Origin of the sequence: Actinomyces sp. 432 (assembly GCF_009930875.1) — a bacterium.
GTDB lineage: Bacteria > Actinomycetota > Actinomycetes > Actinomycetales > Actinomycetaceae > Actinomyces.
The window spans coordinates 501700-519179 of record NZ_CP025249.1 but is presented as its reverse complement, the minus strand read 5'-3'; the positions used below and the strand labels follow the sequence as shown (position 1 = coordinate 519179).

The following is a 17480-nucleotide window of genomic DNA, read 5'->3' as shown; positions in this document are numbered from 1 at the left end:
GATTTGTGACACGCGCGTGTGGCGGGTGTGTGCTAGGGCGGCTCGTTCCTGCGAGGATTCGTTTGTCCATCGAATATCCTCTAAGAACGAGCCGCCGGTTATGAATGCTAGCACGAAGCTTGACCGCCACCAGCTCGCCGACCTGTGCGCCGCCCTACACAAGCACGGTGAGCTGCCCAAGGTCGGCAGCCGGGCCCTGGGCCTGTACCAGCGGGTCAAGCTAACGGTCATGGCGCTGCGCCACAACCTCACCCAGCAGGTCCTGGCGGAGTCCTTCGACGTCTCCCAGCCCACCGTCTCCCGCATCATCAGCTCCTACACCGCTCTCATCGCCGATGCCCTGGCAGACAACGCGCCCGCGGTGGAGGACATCGACCCCACCCAGGTGCTGATCATTGACGGCACCGTGCTGAAAACCTGGGACTGGAAGGACACTCCAGGACTGTTCTCCTCCAAGTACCGCACCACCGGGCTGAACGTCCAGGTCGCCTGCACCCCCTCCGGGGCGATCGCCTGGGTCTCCGACCCGCTGCCCGGATCCGTGCATGCCGCCGGCGCGCTGCGCGCCAGCGGCATGCTGAATGTCCCGCCCGACCACCTGCCCGAGAGCGCCACTGCTGCCCTCCGTATCGGGGACAAGGACTATATCGGGCTGGGCATGACCACCCCGGTCAGGAAGCAGCCCGGACAGCCCCAGCGCGAGAGCGACAAGATACAAAACAGCTCCATAAACCGTAATCCGCTATATGGTCGACAGAGCCATCGCCAACATCAAGACCTGGCGCGTCCTACACACCGGCTACCGAAGACCAATCAAAACCTTCCCGACAACCATCACCGCCGTACTCGCCCTCACCTTCACATACACCCCACGAATAACTCTCATGAACACTACGGCGGCGACTGGTGAAACAACAAGCCGAGTTCCCTGCTCTTACAGATAGAGCAGGGAAGGGCTACTCATGGTTCGGTGGTGGGTCTGGTGTTGAGGGTCTGGATCTCGGCTACCGGGATGGTGGTGGTTGTGGAGGTGGTGTGGGTGTCCATGGTTCCGGTGGCTCCGTCGCTGGCGGTGTAGTTGATCGCGTAGGACACTTTGACATCCACCGGAGTGGTGCCGTCCTTGAAGTGGGCGCTGGAGCGGTTGAAGATTATCTTGCAGTCCGTGCCCCTGGAGTCGTTGTCCTGGCTCCACGGGATGCCGAACCCGGTGCACTTGGCGGTGCCGTCCTTGGGCTGCAAAGTCAGCATCGAAGCCGTCGCCGTGATTGTGGCGGTGGTGGCACCCGCTGTAGCCGTCACGGTCACTTCCCTGGGGGTGTCGCCGGTAGCCCACACCCAGGTATCCCAGCCCACGATCGTGGCCTGCATGTCCCCGACCATGGGGTTGTAGCCGATCGTGGCGGTCGGGATCGTCACCGCATCCCACGCAGCCCGCGCCAACGTCTCACCATCTATTTCGGGCTCCGGGGGCGAACTACCAGCAGGAACCCATACAGCCATGTTCCTCTCAACCCAACTCTTTGACAGCGCGCTGAAGTCCGCAAGATCATCCCCCCTGTAATACTCGGGAGAGCACTGGGGAATGTACCAATACCCCTCTGAGTCGGACGCATGAGACTCGTAATCCGGGAAACGAGAACGATACTCTTCCAGCGTATGACCACTAAAACGGGTGACGTTATAGATGGTAGCGTCCGACTCCAACAAGCTAGCGGTTTCCTCGCCCGTCCTAAAGGGAATATGCCAGCACATCGGCTGCACCGTAGTAGTCACCGACTGCGACCACGACACCGCCCCACCACCAGGGCTGCCGCCCGAGCCGTCAGCGGCGGCCGACGTGGAGGTTGCCGTGACACTTATCGTCACCGAGCCATCCCCGCCCTGGGCAACCGAACCGGAAGACGAACCATTGGTAGCGCCATCATCCAGCCAGGCTGCGTGCGCTGGAGTCGTGATTACGAATGATGTGGCTAACAGGAGCGCTGCGCCCGCCAGCGCGGCTAGCTTTCGAGTTGTCTGCCGCATGGGGCTCACACCGTGCACTCGTTGATCGACAGGGTTCCCTCGGAGGCTTCCTTCCAGGTGCCGTCCTCGTACACCATGGTGACGCGGATAATGCGCCGCACCTGAAACGTCTCAGGATCACTGATGTCATTGCCCTCAGCGTCATACTTCACCAGGTCGGTCTGGTCGGCACAGACCTCAACCACGGCTTCGGGCCGCACAGCATCCAGCGACGTCAAGTACACCGACGTCACCGCGACCCTCACCGTACCGTCGGTCCTGCCTGCGGCGCCTTCTTCAAAGTAGTCCGTAAACGCCTGGTACTCCTCCGCGGTCATGAGGGGTTGGGCATCCTCGATGCCGGTGCGGGTGAACCAGATGTTCCAGGTGACCTGGTCGTAGTGGACGAAGGCCCTCAGGACCTCGGTCTGCAGCTCGTCCAGGCCCTCAGGGATCGACGTGATCACATGCCGCTCCGTGGACAGCGACTCCGCCGTCACCACACCAGCAGCCTCAGCAGAAGCCGCAGCCGACGCAGACGCCTCGGCCGCCGCCGCCGACTCCGAGGCCCTGGCCGAGGCAGCCGCCTCCGGATCGTAGGCCGGAACCCCCGAGGCACCACCGCCAGGGTCCTGCGAGCACGCCACCAAAGGCCCGCAAGCCAGCAGCAGCGCCGCAGCACCCGCAGCGGCACGGCGCAGCCCGGACGAGCCGGTCGGGAAACTCAGGAAATGATGCATGGGCAGCTCCTCGCACGTACTGGCCAACATAAGGGCAACGTCATCAGGACGTTACAAAGCCTCGCACGCCCCCGGCGTGTGCGCAAGCCGACCGGGGCCGGCGGAGGCGGCTTCAGCGCCTCCGCTGCTCCTGTTGTCCCTGTGCGTGAGCGCCGGCGCCCCTGCCGGGCCGTTGCCGTCAAGCCAAACGTACTAGTCGGCCAACCAAATGGGGCGTCGGGCCCGCGCCCGTGCTCCCGAAAAGAGGGAGCCTCACGCAGGACGAGGGGACCTCATGCGGGACTTGTCGTGCAGGCCGCCACCATCCACCAGCTCCGAGGAACAGGACACCACGCACCAGTAGCCCGCGACACCGTCCGCACAGGACTCACAGTCGGGGCTACGCGTCTCCTGCTCCTCCAGCCCCTCCGGGTCGTCGTTGTTGTTATTGCGGCCGAACAGGCCGAACGCGGCGCCATCCGGAGACTCCAGCCACTTCACCTTCTCCGCGCCAGCACTACTCTGCGTGTACCAGCACACCGGATGCACCGTGGCGGTCACCGACTGCGACCACGCCGAAGCACCACCACCAGAACCAGCCGACCCATCCGCCGCGGCCGACGTGGAGGTCGCTGTGACCATCATCGTCACCGAACCATCCCCGCCCTGGGCAACCGAACCAGCAGACGAACCAGAACCGGCATGGACGTCTTGTATCTCTTTTGCATAAGCGGCTGGAACAATACCGACCGACACAGCAAATAACAGTACCATGACGTAAGCTATTGACAGCAATCGCCCCTTGAAGCCCACCATTCTCACACCACACATTCGTTTACAGTCAGAGTTGCCTCATCCGATTCCTTCCAAACCCCATCCTCATACACCATGGCAATAACGGTCCCATAACGCCCTTGGAGGGTCTCCGGATTACTGATGTCATTTCCGTCCTCATCATAGGAAATGAGATCAGACTGGTCGCCGCAGATCACGACCTGCGCCTGCATATAGGCAAGGACGGTAACCGCCTCAACTGAAACTCTGACTGTCCCATCGGTATGCCCATCGCCGAGTTCCTCAAGACCGTTCGTGAGTCTTTGGTATGCCTCTGTGGTCATGAGGGGTTGGGCGTTCTCTACGCCGGTGCGGGTGAACCAGATGTTCCAGGTGACCTGGTCGTAGTGGACGAAGGCCCTCAGGACCTCGGTCTGCAGCTCGTCCAGGTCCTCGGGGATGGAGGTGACCTGGTAGCGGTCGGTGGACAGCGACTCCGCCGTCACCACACCAGCAGCCTCCGCAGAAGCCGCAGCCGACGCAGATGCCTGGGCCGCTGCGGCCGACTCCGAGGCCCTGGCCGAGGCAGCCGCCCCCGGATCATAAGCCGGAACCCCCGAGGCACCACCGCCAGGGTCCTGCGAGCACGCCACCAAAGGCCCACACGCCAGCAGCAACGCCGCAGCACCCGCGGCGGCACGGCGCAGCCCGGACGAGCCGAGCCCGGACGAGCCGGTCGGGAAACTCAGGAAATGATGCATGGGCAGCTCCTCGCATGTACTGGCCGACATAAGGGCAACGTCATCAGGACGTTACAAAGCCTCGCACGCCAGCATGTCGCGCGCAAGCAACGACCGAACCCGGCAGTTCCCGCCCGCGCCTTGACGAACACCCAGCCAACGGACTACAGTCGATTGCGTTGAAACGGTTCACGCCGTTGACCTGCACCGCGATAACCACGGCGCTCGACCCGAACAAGGACGTTCCATGACCGACTCCCCCACCACCGATGCCCTCCCTGCGGGCGTCGTCGAGCCTGCGGCTCTCATCGACCTACTCAGCACGACCTCCGCCCGTTCCCCCCACCGCTGCTGCTTCCTGCTGCACGTGCGCCCGGACCGGCTCACCGAGTACGTCGCGGTCCACCAGCACGTGTGGGAGGAGATGCGCCAGGCCCTGACTCGCTGCGGATGGCGCAACTACTCGCTGTTCCTGCGCCCCGGGGACGGGCTCGTCGTCGGCTACTTCGAATCCGACGACGTCGACGCCGCCCAGGCCGCCATGAACGATGAAGAGGTCAACACCCGCTGGCAGGCGGAGATGGCCCAGTACTTCGTCCAGCCCGACGGCGGCACCAACGAGATCCTGCCCCAGTACTTCTATCTTCCCTGACGCCCCCGCCCCACCCCATCCCCCACGACTCAAGGAGGAACCCGTGGCACGTAAGCCACTAACCGGCTGGAAGGCGACCGCCGCCGTCTCCATGTCCAACTACATCGACTCCGGCTCCATCATCGCCATCGCCACCTCGCTCGGCTTCTGGAGCGCCGCCTACTTCCCCGACGACGACGGCACCATCGCCGGGCTCCTTGCAGCCTTCAGCTCCAACGCCTTCGGCGCCGCCATCGGCGCGCTGATCGGCGGCCCCCTGTGCGACAAGTACGGGCGCAAGTTCATTTACACCTACGACCTGCTGCTGTACGCGCTAGGCGGCCTGATCGTCGTCTTCACCGTCAACCTGCCCATGCTGTTCACGGGCTTCGTAATCGTCGGCCTGGCGGTGGGTGCTTCCGTCCCCGCCGGCTGGACCTACATCGCCGAATTCGCCCCCACCGGTCAACGCGGCAAGCACATCGGAGCCACTCAGCTGGCCTGGTCATTCGGCCCGTTCATCGGCTTCGGCCTGGCCGCGGCACTCGCGCCGCTGGGCCTGCTCGGCAGCCGCATCGTCTTCGCTCACCTGGTCGTGATCGCCCTGGTCACCTGGTACATCCGGCAGGGCTTGGAGGAGTCCGAAACCTGGCAGAATGCCAAGGGCGGGGCACAGGCCAAGCCGCCGTCGATGTGGACGGCGTTCCGCAAGCTGTTCAACCGCCGCGTCAACATCACCGCGCTCATCTTCCTGGCCGTCATCTACACCTGCTGGAACCAGGCCGCCTCCCAGAACGGCATCTTCCTGCCCACCATTCTCGGCTCCATGGGCTACGAGACCATCCAAACCGACCTGTTCTCCATGCTGTCGTGGGGCTTCGTCATCATCTCCACGTTCATCTTCATGAACCTGGTGGACCGCGTCCCCTACCGCTGGCACTATCTGGTCGGCGGCCTGGCGGCTATCCTCTCCTGGATCATCCTGGTGTTCGGCCCCTCCGACGCCGCCTGGACCGCCTTCGCGTACACCATCATCTGGGGCCTGTCCGCCGGCCCGTCCGCCCAGGCCTTCTACTCGGTGTGGTCACCAGAGCTCTTCGCCACCCCGTACCGCTCGGCCGCCCAGGGCATTGTCTTCTTCGCGGTACGGCTCGCCTCCGGACTGATCTCCCTGATCTTCCCGGTCATCCTCAAGTGGGAGAACGGTCTGATGATCGACGGCCTCATCCTCATCGGCTTCCTCGTGGTCTCCACCCTGGTGGGCACCATCGGCGCTCCCAAGACCCAGGGCAAGTCCCTGGAAGACATCGAGCTGGAACGCTACGGCGAGCGCGTCACCAACGCCAACGCCTGAGAGCCGGCACAGCAACCACCAACCACCGCCTCACGGAACCAACCACAGGACCACCAGCATCCATCCACCCTCACGAAACGGAGAGAAACCATGACCGGCAACACCCCCTCGCTATCCGACCTCAGTGATGAGGCCCGCAGCCTGCTGCAGACCCAGTCGATCGAGCTACCCAGCTGGGCCTTCGGCAACTCCGGCACCCGCTTCCGCGTCTTCACCACCGCCGGCGTGCCCCGCGACCCGTTCGAGAAGATCGACGACGTCGCCCAGGTCAACCAGTACACCGGCGTCACCCCCCGGGTCTCCCTGCACATCCCGTGGGACAAGGTCGACGACTACGAGGCGCTGCGCGCTCACGCCGAGGACCAGGGCGTCACCATCGGCAACATCAACTCCAACGTCTTCCAGGACGAGGACTACAAGCTCGGCTCCCTGACCAACTCCAATGAGCGGATCCGCCGCAAGGCGATCGACCACCACCTGGAGTGCATCGACATCATGCGCGCCACCGGCTCGCCGGCTCTGAAGATCTGGCTGGCCGACGGCACCAACTACCCCGGTCAGGACTCGATCCGCGCCCGCCAGGACCGCCTGGCGGACTCCCTCGCGGAGATCTACGCCGCCCTCGACGACGATCAGGAGCTGGTGCTGGAGTACAAGTTCTTCGAGCCGGCCTTCTACCACACCGACGTGCCGGACTGGGGCACCTCCCTGGTGCACTGCCTGGCACTGGGAGACCGCGCCAAGGTCGTCCTCGACACCGGGCACCACGCCCCCGGCACCAACATCGAGTTCATCGTCGCGCAGCTGCTGCGGCTGGGCCGCCTGGGCGCCTTCGACTTCAACTCACGCTTCTACGCCGACGACGACCTGATTGTGGGCGCCGCCGACCCCTACCAGCTGTTCCGCATCATGAACGAGATCGTCGCCGCCGGTGCGCTGGCACCCGACTCGGGGGTCAACTTCATGCTCGACCAGTGCCACAACCTGGAGGAGAAGATCCCCGGCGAGATCCGCTCCGCCACCAACGTGCAGGAGGCGACCACCAAGGCACTCCTGGTGGACCGTGAGGCCCTCGACCAGGCGCAGCGCGCCGGCGATGTTCTGGCCGCCAACGACATCCTGGTTGACGCCTACAACACCGACGTGCGCCCGCTGCTGGCGGAGCTGCGCGAGTCCCAGGGACTGGCCCCCGACCCGATGAAGGCCTTCCTGGAGTCCGGCTACCTGGACAAGGTCCGCTCCGAGCGCGTCGGCGGCACCGCCGCCGGCTGGGGAGCCTGAGAGAGGTGCCGACCATGACCAACGCCCGCCCCATCCACGTCGGGGCCGTCGACCTGGGCGCCTCCTCCGGGCGCGTCATGGTCGGCACCATCGCCGACGGCCGCATCGAGCTGACCGAGACGCGCCGCTTCACCAACGGCCCCATCCCCCTGCCGGGCCCGGACGGCGAGCGCCTGTTCTGGGATGTGCTGCACCTGTGGGATGAGATCCGCCAGGGACTGCTCGCCGCCGTGCGCGACGTCGGCCCGCTGTCCGCTGTCGGTATCGACACCTGGGGCGTCGACTACGGACTGCTCGGCCCGGGCGGCCTGCTGGCCGGTCAGGTGGCCTCCTACCGCTGCCCCCGTACCCGGGGCGTACCGGCAGAGGTCTTCGCGGCCATCCCCGCTGCCGACATGTACGCCGTCAACGGCCTGCAGGTACAGGACTTCAACACCATCTTCCAGCTGGTGGCCGAGTCGCGCGACGGCGGCCTGCCACACGCCGCCGCTCCGGCCGACGGCGAAGTCGCCCCGGCGGCCCCGGGTGCCGGCTCCGCCCAGCGCACCATGCTGCTGCTGCCCGATCTGCTCACCTATTGGCTCACCGGCAGGCCGGTCGCCGAGATCACCAACGCCTCCACCACCGGCCTCGTCGACGCCCGCGAGCGCACCTGGTCCGCGCCACTGCTTCAGCGGCTGCGCACCGACCTGGGGCTCGACCTGGACGGCGTACTGCCGGGCGTCGTCGAGGCGGGCACCGTCGTCGGCCCGGTGCGCCGCGACGTCGTCGACGTCTTCGGACCCGACGGCGCCCCGACGCCGGTGGTGGCCGTCGGCTCCCACGACACCGCCTCCGCGGTGGCGGCCGTGCCCGCGGCCGGAAGCGACTTCGCCTACATCTCCTGCGGCACCTGGTCACTGGTGGGGCTGGAGCTGGACGCGCCGGTGCTCACCGAGGCCTCCCGGCGGGCCAACTTCACCAATGAGCTCGGGGTGGACGGCACCGTGCGCTACCTGAAGAACGTCATGGGGCTGTGGGTGTTCAACGAGGCCGTGCGCACCTGGCGCGAGCAGGGTCTGGAGCTGTCCTACCGGGAGCTGGACGCCGCCGCCGCGGCCGCCGACCCGCTGCGCACCGTCGTCGACATCAACGACCCGGTCTTCTTCGACCCCGGCGACATGGCCGCCCGCATCGACGACTACGCCATCCGCACGGGCCAGCCGCGCCCGCGCAGCGTCGGCGAGTACGTGCGTTGCATCGACGACTCCCTGGCCTTGGCCTACCGGCGCGCGGTGCGCGAGGCGAGCGAGCTTTCCGGCAAGCACGTCGGTGTGCTGCACATGGTCGGGGGCGGCATCAGCAACCGCCTGTTGTGCCAGTTGGCTGCGGATGCGACCGGGCTGAAGGTGGTGGCCGGGCCCGCCGAGGGCACCGCCCTGGGCAATATCGTCGTCGCCGCCCGCGGTGCCGGGCTGATCGAGGGCGACCTGACCGCGCTGCGAAAGCTGGTGCGCGCCTCCTGCGACATCACCGAGTACGCCCCCGACCCGGCCGCGGCCGCCGGCTGGGACGCCGCCGAGCGCCAGCTGTTCGGCTGAGCGCACCGGCCCCGCGGGGTACGGGCACCACCAGCGCACCCCACCGCACCATCCACCACTTCCCACGGAGAAGATCATGACCGATGCTCCCGGCGCCGCCCCATCGACGCCGCAGCCCACCACCACCCGCGACGGCGTGCCCGTGGCGCCGCTGGCCGGCGGCTTCCTGCCGCCCTATGCCGAGCGCTTGCACCTGATCGCCGATTTCCCGGCGCCGCGCGCCGAGGACCTGGCTACCGCCGATCCCGCCGCGGCCGCCGGGGCGCCCTTCGCCGCGGAGGCCTTGGCCGCTATGGAGGCATGGGAAGCACCCTTCGGGGAGCCGGAGCCCACCCGCGCCGCCGTCGAGGACTGCGAGCTGCCCGGCCCGCACGGGCCGATACCGGTGCGCATCTACCGCCCCGAACCCGGCTGGGCCCCGCCCACGCCCTCGCCGGCCACGGATACGGGCCTGCGGGCCGGACTGGTGTGGTACCACGGCGGCGCCTTCATCGGCGGTGACCTGGACATGCCGGAGGCCGACGCCGTCGCCCGGGGCCTGGCCACCCGCACCGGCGCGATCGTCGTCTCGGTCTTCTACCGGCTGTGCACCGGCGGCATCCACTACCCGGTCCCGCACGACGACGCCTACGCCGCCTACCGGTGGGTGCGTGACCACGCCACCGAGATCGGCATCGACGCCGCCCGCATCGCCGTCGGCGGTGCCAGCGCGGGCGGGAACCTGGCCGCCGGGGTGACGCTGCACGGCGTCGACGACGGCGCTGCCCCCTGGCAGGCGCTGCTCGCCTACCCAGTGGCCCACGGCGGGCTCTGGCCCACCCCCAGCCCGGAGCTGGCGGCGCGGCTGGAGCAGATGCCGCAGATTCTGCGGTTACCCACCGACGTGATGGCGGCGATGAACACCAACTACCTCGGCGCCCCGCTCGACGCGGACGCACCCGCCTACGCCTTCCCCGGGGACCTGGACGCCGCCCGGCTGGAGGGCTGGCCGGCCACCTACATCGAGAACTGCGAGAACGACGACCTGCGCGCCTCCGGCGAGGCCTTCGCCCGCCAGCTCCGGCAAGCGGGAGCCGATGTCGAGGTGCTCACCTGCGCGGGTGTGCCCCACGGGCACCTCAACGCCGTCGGCAGCCCCCTGACTGCCGCCAGCCTCGACCGCTTCGCGGCCCGGCTGGGCCGCGGCTAAAACCAGCAACCGCGACCGCCGTCGACGGGCTCCGCACCAACCAGCCATCTACCAACAACTCCCCAGAAACAAACACCGAAAGGACGATTCACCGTGACCACCATGCCCCTGTCGGAGATCCTCGCCCAGATGGGTGCCGCCGGACGCCGCCTGGACCACATGGGCGCCGTCGAGGCCGGCGCCGGCAACATCTCCGTGTCCTTGAAGGCCTCAGCCGATCAACTGAGGCTGACCGACCGTTTCCCGCAGGTCGTCCCCGGCACCGAGCTGCCGCTACCCGCCCCCGCGCTGGCCGGCCGCACCGTCCTGGTGACCGGCTCGGGCTGCCGCCTGCGCGACGTCGCCGAGTCCCCGGAGGCGAATGTCTCCGCCTTCGTCGTGGACGAGGGGGGCGTAACCGGCACCTGGTACACCCACCCCGACCGCGCCTACGTGCGCCCCACCAGCGAGTTCAACTCCCACCTGGCGGTCCACAACGACCAGGTGTCGCAGCGCGGCGTGGACTTCCAGGCCGTCATCCACGCCCAGCCGCCCTACCTGGTCCAGCTCAGCCACATCAAGGACATCCGCAACACGGCGGACTTCAACCGCCGCATCCTGCGCTGGGAGCCCGAGACGATCGTCCAGCTCCCCCAGGGCATCGAGGTGCTCGACTTCATGGTGCCCGGATCGGCCACCCTCATGGAGAACAACGTGCGCGCCCTGCGCGACCACGTGATCGTGCTGTGGTCCAAGCACGGCATCATGGTCCGCTCCGACGTCGCCCCCCTGGCCGCCGTCGACAAGGTCGAGTACGCCGAGACCGGTGCGATGTACGAGGTCCGCAACATCATGGCCGGCGGCCTGGGCGAGGGCGTGACCGACGCCGAGCTGCACGCGGTGGTCGAGGCCTTCAACGTCGACACCGACCTGTTCTGACCCGCTTCTTCCCCGAGACCGGCACAAGTAACACACCGAGACCGGTCGAAGTTACGACGCGGTGCCCAGCTTGTCCGAATTCGGCATGAACGGCATCGAGTGCCCACAACGCCGGGGTAGAAATCGCATGATTCCAACGGCCTGCACATAGCGTTTCAGCGGCGTAGGCGCGTTCGTGCCGAATTCGGACACTTTTCTAAGAGGACTTCAAAGGAGAACCCCATGACCGAAGCCGCCAGGGCGCCCTTCACCGGCGAGGATGCGCGCAACACGGTCCCCGCCGCAGGGCCCACTCTGTCACCCGCGTTGGACGCGCTGCGGGCCGCCATCGCCGAGCCGCCGATCGAGTACCGGCCGGAACTGCGCTGGTGGCTAGCGGAGGGGCTGCACACCGACGCCACCATCCGCCGCGAGATCGCCGCGGCCCATCGCCTCGGCTTCGGCGGCATGGAGTTCCTGGCCATGCCCGAGGAGAACATCGACGAGACCCGCTACGGCTGGGGCAGCGAGGAGTGGACCCACGACTCGCACATGATCGTCGCCGAGACCACCGCCCGTGGCATGTCCTTCTCCTTCACCTCCGGCACCAACTGGTCCAACGCGAATCTGCCCACCATCACTCCGGACGATCCCGCGGCCGCCCAGGAGCTCAACGTCGCCCATGAATCCGTCCGCGGCGCCCGCTCGGGCCCTTTGCCGCGCATCGATCTCGACGCCGATCACGGCGCCGGCGGGCTGCCGGGATCCCGGGTGGCCCCGAAGCGGCAGCACTTCGTCGCGGCCGTGGCCGGCGTCGTCGTCCCGGATCACGTCGACGCGTCCGACGACGCCGCACCCGGCACCGTCGGCCCGACCGGAGCCGCCTCCCCCGCCGCCCAGCAGCCCGCGCCGATCCTCGACGTCGACACCCTCACCGACCTGACCGCCCACGTGAGCGGACATGAGGGGGCCGAGGCACTGGACTGGACTCCGCCGGACTCACGTGACTGGCGGCTGTTCGTGTTCTGGATGCACGGGACCGGGCAGACCGCGAGCCCGTCAGCGAGCGTCAACTACACGGTCAACTACCTGGATCGCGACGGCGTCGACGCCGTGATCGACTACTGGCGCGACGTCGTCCTCACCGACGGCCTGAAGGCAGACATCGCCCGCAACCCGCGCGCACAGATGTACATGGACTCCCTCGAGCTGAACACCTGGGGCGAAGGCGGCATGTTCTGGGGCCGCTGCGTGGCCGAGGAGTTCCGCAACCGCCGCGGCTACGACATCACCCCCTGGTTGCCGCTGCTCACCCGGTCGGCACCACTGATGGCCGTGTCCACCCGCTATCGCTTCGAGCCCGACGCCGCCCACGGCGTCGAGGTGACCAAGGTCCGCCACGACTACGTGGCCACACTCACCGACCTGTACATCGAGCACATGCTCCAGCCCTTCGCGCAGTTCCTGCACGAGTACGGCATCTCGCTGCGCGCGGAGATCTCCTACGGGCTGCCCTTCGAGCTGACCCGCCCGGGCGCGGCCGTCGACGGCATCGAGGCCGAGTCCCTGGAGTTCGGCGCGCAGATCGACGCCTACCGGCTCATGGCGGGACCCGCCCACCTGCTGGGCAAGCAGTACTCCTCCGAGACCGGAGCCACCACCCGCAACCACATGCTGCCCCACCGCTTCTACGACCAGATCATCAACACGCAGCTGGCGGCCGGCATCACCAAGACCGTCCTGCACGGCTGGTCCAGCCCGGCGGGTGCCGCGGGGACCACCGAGTGGCCCGGTCACGAGGGCATGCTGCCCATGTTCTCCGAGCGCTTCGACACGCGCCAGCCCGCCGCGGAGTTCTATCCGCTGTGGAATCGGGCCGTCGGGCGCATGCAGCAGGTGCTGCGTCGGGGCCGCCCCCGCATCGACGTCGGCATCCTGCGCACCGACCACTTCACCGACAACTCCTCCGGCATGATGTTCTACGACGGGGACACGCGCATACCCGATGAGGTCGCCTACGGGACCATGTGGATGCGCAACCGCCAGAATCACTGGTGGCGGGACCTGGGCATGCAGGACGCCGGCTGGGGATACGAGTTCTTCGACGGCTCACTGCTGCTGCGTGAGGACATGACCTTCGCCGACGGCGTCGTCCAGCCGGACGGGCCCGGCTACCAGGCCCTGGTGGTCTACCAGGAGGCGCTCGACGCCGACGTCGCCGCCCGGCTGCTCGACTGGGCGCGCGCGGGCCTGCGGGTATTGATCGTCAACGGGGCTAGCGAGCTGAAGCGGCTGGAGACCGGCGAGTACTTCCACTATGCGGCCGCGGCCGCCCGCACGCCCGGGCGCGACGGGCGAGACGAGGAACTGGCCACGACCATGACCGCCCTCAAGGCGCTGCCGAGTGTGGCCAAGATCGACGACCCCGCCCATACTGTCGAGGCGCTGCGGAGCCTCGGGCTCGTCGGCTACCACGAGTTCGACGTCCCGAACCAGAACGTACTCGCCTACGAGCGCATCGACGGGGACCTGACCCACGTGTACGTCTACCACTTCCTGTATGAGACCGGGCAGGACACCGAGGTGGCCTTGCACCTGCCCGGCGCCGGCACGGCCTATTGGCTGGACCAGTGGAGCGGCCGGTTCCACGAGCTGGGCGATGCCCACGCCGAGCCGATCGGGCCGGATCGCTCCGATGTCACCGTCGTCCCGGTCCGCCTGCGCCCCGGCGAGGCCGCCATCATCACCCTTGACCGCTCCGCCCCTGCCGCCACCGGCGAAGCCGGCCCCTCAGGGACCGCAGGCACTCGGCGCGCGGACGACGCCGTCGTCGTCGAGCTGCCCGACTGGGAGATCACGGTGGACTCCTGGGACGCCGGCCCCGATGAACTGATCGAGGAGGACCGCGGCCTGGGCTACGTGACCCGCGAGGTACTCCCCACCACCGTCACCACCCGGCTGCGGGCAGGCGCCAGCGCACTGGAGCCGTGGAAGGACCTGGACAGAGTGGGCCCGGAGGTGTCCGGTGTGGGCGAGTACCGCACCACGTTCACCCTCGCGGCGGTGCCCGCGGGACGCCTGGTCCTCGACCTGGGCGACGTGTGTGGCGGCCTGGGATCGGTGAGCATCAACGGCGGCGCACCGATCGGTTTCGACACCTCGGCGCCCCGCGTGGACGTGACCGGCCTGCTGCACCCGGGCGGCAACGACGTCGTCGTGCGCGTGTCCTCATCGCTGTCCAACCGGCTGCGCGCCCGCGGCTACTACGAGACCATCCCGGACATCTCCGCCGCCCTCAGCGGCAAGGCTGAGGCCACGCACGACGTGCCGGTGCGCAGCTACGGCCTACTCGGCCCGGTGCGCCTGCTCGCCCGGAGCTGAAAGTCGCCCGTCGCCCCGCAGGCCGGGAGGCGCGCGTAACCGGCCTTGGCCCCGTCGTTAGTGCCGGTCTCGACACGTCGTTAGTGCCGGTCTCGACACGTCTGGGGGCCGGGAAATCGGGGTGCGGGCACAGTGGCACGCTCGATCACCCGTGCCAGCGTGGTGGGGACAGCGGGTACTTCTGTCCCATCGAGCACTGCCCGCGCCCGAGCCGCCAGGTACTGCGCGAAGGCCACCATATCGGGAGCCACCGTGGTCAGCGGCGGATCGAGGAACCTGCCCAGCACCTCATCGTCCGCCCCGATCACCGCCAGTTCGCCGGGCACGCGCAGCCCGGCGCCCCTGGCGGCGGCAAGTGCCAGACCCGCATGCAGATCGTTGAAGCAGACCACGGCGTCAACTCCGGCTTGTGACCAGTCGTGCAGAACCCCCGTGAACTCGGCAACCGCATCCTCGTCCAGAGGGCCGACGGCGTACTCGCGCGGGACGGGAAGCCCCTCCTGCCCGCAGGCGGTCAAAACGGCCCGCCTGCGAGAGGCGACCAGAGGCTCGAGCCCGGGCATGCGCGTGGTCAGATAGGCGGGGGCGCGCAGGCCGTGTTCAGCCAGGTACTGCACCTGCAGGACCGGCAATCGGCCAAGCACGAGATCTGAAAGCGGACCGCCCCGCTCGTCGCGGTCCACCACGGACGCGCCCACCGCGGCGACCACATCCGCCTCGTCCTCGTCCAGGCCCCCCGGGGCTATGACGAGTGCGGGATCCACGTGTTTGAGCACATCGGCGATAGGCGTATCCGAACCGCAGGAGACGAGGGTCATGCCCCAGGAGTGAACCTCGCGGGCCAGGGCGTCGCGCAGTAGCCCGGCCAGGGATCCCAGCGGAAGCACCTCTTGCCCCTGCGACGGTATGTGTCCCGAGTCGCGCAACAGCACCACCTGGGACCGTCCCGAGCCCAGCGCGGCGCCCGCAGCCGATGGGATGTAGCCGAGCTCCCGCGCCGCCTCGATGACGCGACGTCGTGTCTGCTCGGAGATCGTCTTGTCGGGGCGGCGGTTGAGGACGTAGCTGACGGTGGCGCGAGAGACGCCGGCACGCCGCGCCACATCGCTGCTGAGCACCCGGGCCATCCATGCCTCCATCTGTTTGCGGGAAACCTCGCCGGCGCGTGGGGCGTCGCGCAGCTTTGGAGTCCACCGACGGCCCTGGGCACCCTGTTCGAGACGCCACACTTGCACCCGCGCGGCAGACACTCTATCGTGAACCTTGTGGTTACCCGTGTAACCTCGTGTCAATCCTAAGATTGGAACGAATCAATGGATGATTCCTCCACCGCGTGCGCGCCCGCGCGTGTCGCCGCGCCCATCAGCCCCACTTGATGCGCGACGCACCTACCGACGCCATGCCCGCGCACCCCCTGCCTGCAACCAGTTCAAAGGAGAACACCTCTATGGCGACATCACTCGCAACACCTCACGATGATCCCGACGCCCGGCTCAGCTGGGTCGAGCGCGTGGGATACGGCTCCGGCCAGCTGGGGATCAACGCCATCAATGGAATAATCGGCTCATTCCTAACCGTATACTTCACAAACGTGGCGCTGCTCGACGCAGCCGTCATTTCCACCATTATCGCCGTCTCGAAGCTGTTCGACGGCGTCTCGGACATCATCGTCGGACGGCTCGTCGACCGCACGAAGTCGAAGATGGGCAAGGCACGCAGTTGGCTGCTGCGAGTCTGCATACCATTCGCCGTGGCGGTCATGCTGCTCTTCCTGGTGCCGCCCAACTGGCCCGGCGCCGTGAAATACGTGTACGTGTTCGTCATGTACAACGCGGTCAATGCCGTCTTTCTGACCTCGATGCTCGTTCCGTTCTACTCGATGATCTCGCTGATGACGCGCAACTCCTACGAGCGGGGTCTGCTGGGAAACATCCAACAGATCTTCCAAACGCTCGGCAATGTCATTGTCAACGCGGTATTTGTGACCATGCTGGCGAGGTTCTCATCCGACGCCGCCAATCCCAACACCCAGCAGGCCTACACCCTGACCATGCTGTGCTTCTGCGCGGCCATGGTCCTGTTCGCGCTCATCTGCGTATTCACCACAAAGGAGCGCGTGCACGAAGGCGGCGGCACCCAGCCCGAGCCCACGGCGTCCACCGACGGCGCGGGGTTTTGGACCACGGTCAAGGCGCTGCTCACCAACAGGTACTGGGTGATGATGTCCATCGCCATGCTGGCGATATTCTTTGCCATCATCTTCAACGCGGTGGGAGGCATCTACTACTGCCTGTATGTCTTCTATGATATGACCCAGTACGGCTGGCTGTCGAACTCAGGCACCATTGCGCAGTTCGCCATCATGTTCGCCACCCCGTTCCTCATGGCGCGGTTCGGCAAGGAGAAGGTCTACATCGCCGGAATTGCGGTCTCCATGGCAGGCTATTTGGGCTTCGGCCTGTTCGCCTTCAACGTTCCCGCAATGATCGTATACAATATCCTCAAGGGTGCCGGTATGGGAATGGCCGGCGGTATGGCGATGGGCATCGTCGCCGACACCCTGACGTACGGCAGGCTCCGGACCGGCATCGACGCCGTGGGCATGGGCAATGCGGGCATGTCCGCGGCCCAGAAGATCGGCATGGGGCTTGGCACGGCGGTCTTCGGGTGGGTGCTGTCGGCGTCGGGATTCGATGGCGCCCTGGATCTGGAGGGTGTGCGCCAGCCCGCCACGGTGACCACCGCCGTCGAACTCATCTACAACTGGATCCCGTTCGGGCTGTTCCTGATCGTGTTCCTCATGCTGGCCTTCTTCTTCCGGCTCGAGCGCGATCTAGCGGCACTCAAATCCAGGAACGCGGCGGACGCCCCGGCCGCGTAGCCGAGGAGACGGCTCGCCGCCGATCCCGCGAACATCCTCAACGATC

General features: G+C 67.3%; 14 protein-coding genes. 9 read left to right on the top strand and 5 right to left on the bottom strand.

What is annotated here, in order from left to right; genetic code table 11:
- Positions 1–100: 100 nt before the first annotated feature.
- Positions 101–910 carry a transposase gene (locus CWT12_RS02125; RefSeq protein ID WP_237564260.1) on the top strand — a complete coding sequence of 270 codons (810 nt, stop codon included), beginning with the start codon at positions 101–103 and terminating at the stop codon, positions 908–910.
- Between the two features lie 50 nt (positions 911–960).
- Here the strand turns inward: CWT12_RS02125 and CWT12_RS02120 are convergent, their stop codons facing one another.
- The 4 genes from CWT12_RS02120 to CWT12_RS02105 all read right to left on the bottom strand — a co-directional run bounded on the left by CWT12_RS02120 (position 961) and on the right by CWT12_RS02105 (position 4261).
- Complete coding sequence (locus CWT12_RS02120) at positions 961–1419, bottom strand: hypothetical protein (protein ID WP_237564259.1); 459 nt, start codon at positions 1417–1419, stop codon at positions 961–963.
- A gap of 614 nt (positions 1420–2033) precedes the next feature.
- Positions 2034–2747, bottom strand: coding sequence for a hypothetical protein (locus CWT12_RS02115; protein WP_161923521.1), 714 nt, complete (start codon positions 2745–2747; stop codon positions 2034–2036).
- Positions 2748–2999: 252 nt separating this feature from the next.
- Entirely contained in the window at positions 3000–3542 is a 543-nt protein-coding gene (locus tag CWT12_RS02110; protein WP_161923520.1) for a hypothetical protein, read from the bottom strand.
- A gap of 2 nt (positions 3543–3544) precedes the next feature.
- On the bottom strand, positions 3545–4261 hold the full coding sequence (locus tag CWT12_RS02105; RefSeq protein ID WP_161923519.1) for a hypothetical protein: 717 nt from the start codon (positions 4259–4261) through the stop codon (positions 3545–3547).
- 226 nt (positions 4262–4487) lie between these two features.
- On the opposite strand from CWT12_RS02105, the gene CWT12_RS02100 reads away from it, so the two are divergent.
- The 7 genes from CWT12_RS02100 to CWT12_RS02070 all read left to right on the top strand — a co-directional run bounded on the left by CWT12_RS02100 (position 4488) and on the right by CWT12_RS02070 (position 14553).
- The gene (locus tag CWT12_RS02100; protein ID WP_161923518.1) at positions 4488–4892 is read left to right on the top strand and encodes an L-rhamnose mutarotase; all 405 of its coding nucleotides are present in this window, start codon (positions 4488–4490) and stop codon (positions 4890–4892) included.
- A 43-nt stretch (positions 4893–4935) separates the two neighbouring features.
- Positions 4936–6225 carry an MFS transporter gene (locus CWT12_RS02095; protein WP_161923517.1) on the top strand — a complete coding sequence of 430 codons (1290 nt, stop codon included), beginning with the start codon at positions 4936–4938 and terminating at the stop codon, positions 6223–6225.
- 90 nt (positions 6226–6315) lie between these two features.
- Positions 6316–7506, top strand: coding sequence for an L-rhamnose isomerase (rhaI, locus tag CWT12_RS02090; RefSeq protein WP_161923516.1), 1191 nt, complete (start codon positions 6316–6318; stop codon positions 7504–7506).
- A 14-nt stretch (positions 7507–7520) separates the two neighbouring features.
- Positions 7521–9086, top strand: a complete 1566-nt coding sequence (locus CWT12_RS02085) for a rhamnulokinase (RefSeq protein WP_161923515.1) — start codon at positions 7521–7523, stop codon at positions 9084–9086.
- 76 nt (positions 9087–9162) lie between these two features.
- Positions 9163–10275 (top strand): alpha/beta hydrolase, encoded by a 1113-nt coding sequence (locus tag CWT12_RS02080; protein ID WP_161923514.1) that lies wholly within the window; start codon positions 9163–9165, stop codon positions 10273–10275.
- Between the two features lie 102 nt (positions 10276–10377).
- Positions 10378–11193, top strand: coding sequence for a class II aldolase/adducin family protein (locus CWT12_RS02075; RefSeq protein ID WP_161925240.1), 816 nt, complete (start codon positions 10378–10380; stop codon positions 11191–11193).
- Between the two features lie 222 nt (positions 11194–11415).
- Positions 11416–14553 carry a glycosyl hydrolase gene (locus CWT12_RS02070; protein WP_161923513.1) on the top strand — a complete coding sequence of 1046 codons (3138 nt, stop codon included), beginning with the start codon at positions 11416–11418 and terminating at the stop codon, positions 14551–14553.
- A gap of 80 nt (positions 14554–14633) precedes the next feature.
- On the opposite strand, the gene CWT12_RS02065 is transcribed toward CWT12_RS02070, so the two are convergent.
- The gene (locus CWT12_RS02065; protein ID WP_161923512.1) at positions 14634–15692 is read right to left on the bottom strand and encodes a LacI family DNA-binding transcriptional regulator; all 1059 of its coding nucleotides are present in this window, start codon (positions 15690–15692) and stop codon (positions 14634–14636) included.
- Positions 15693–15928: 236 nt separating this feature from the next.
- Here CWT12_RS02065 and CWT12_RS02060 point away from each other — a divergent pair, with 236 nt between their 5' ends.
- Entirely contained in the window at positions 15929–17434 is a 1506-nt protein-coding gene (locus CWT12_RS02060; protein ID WP_237564352.1) for an MFS transporter, read from the top strand.
- Positions 17435–17480: the final 46 nt, after the last annotated feature.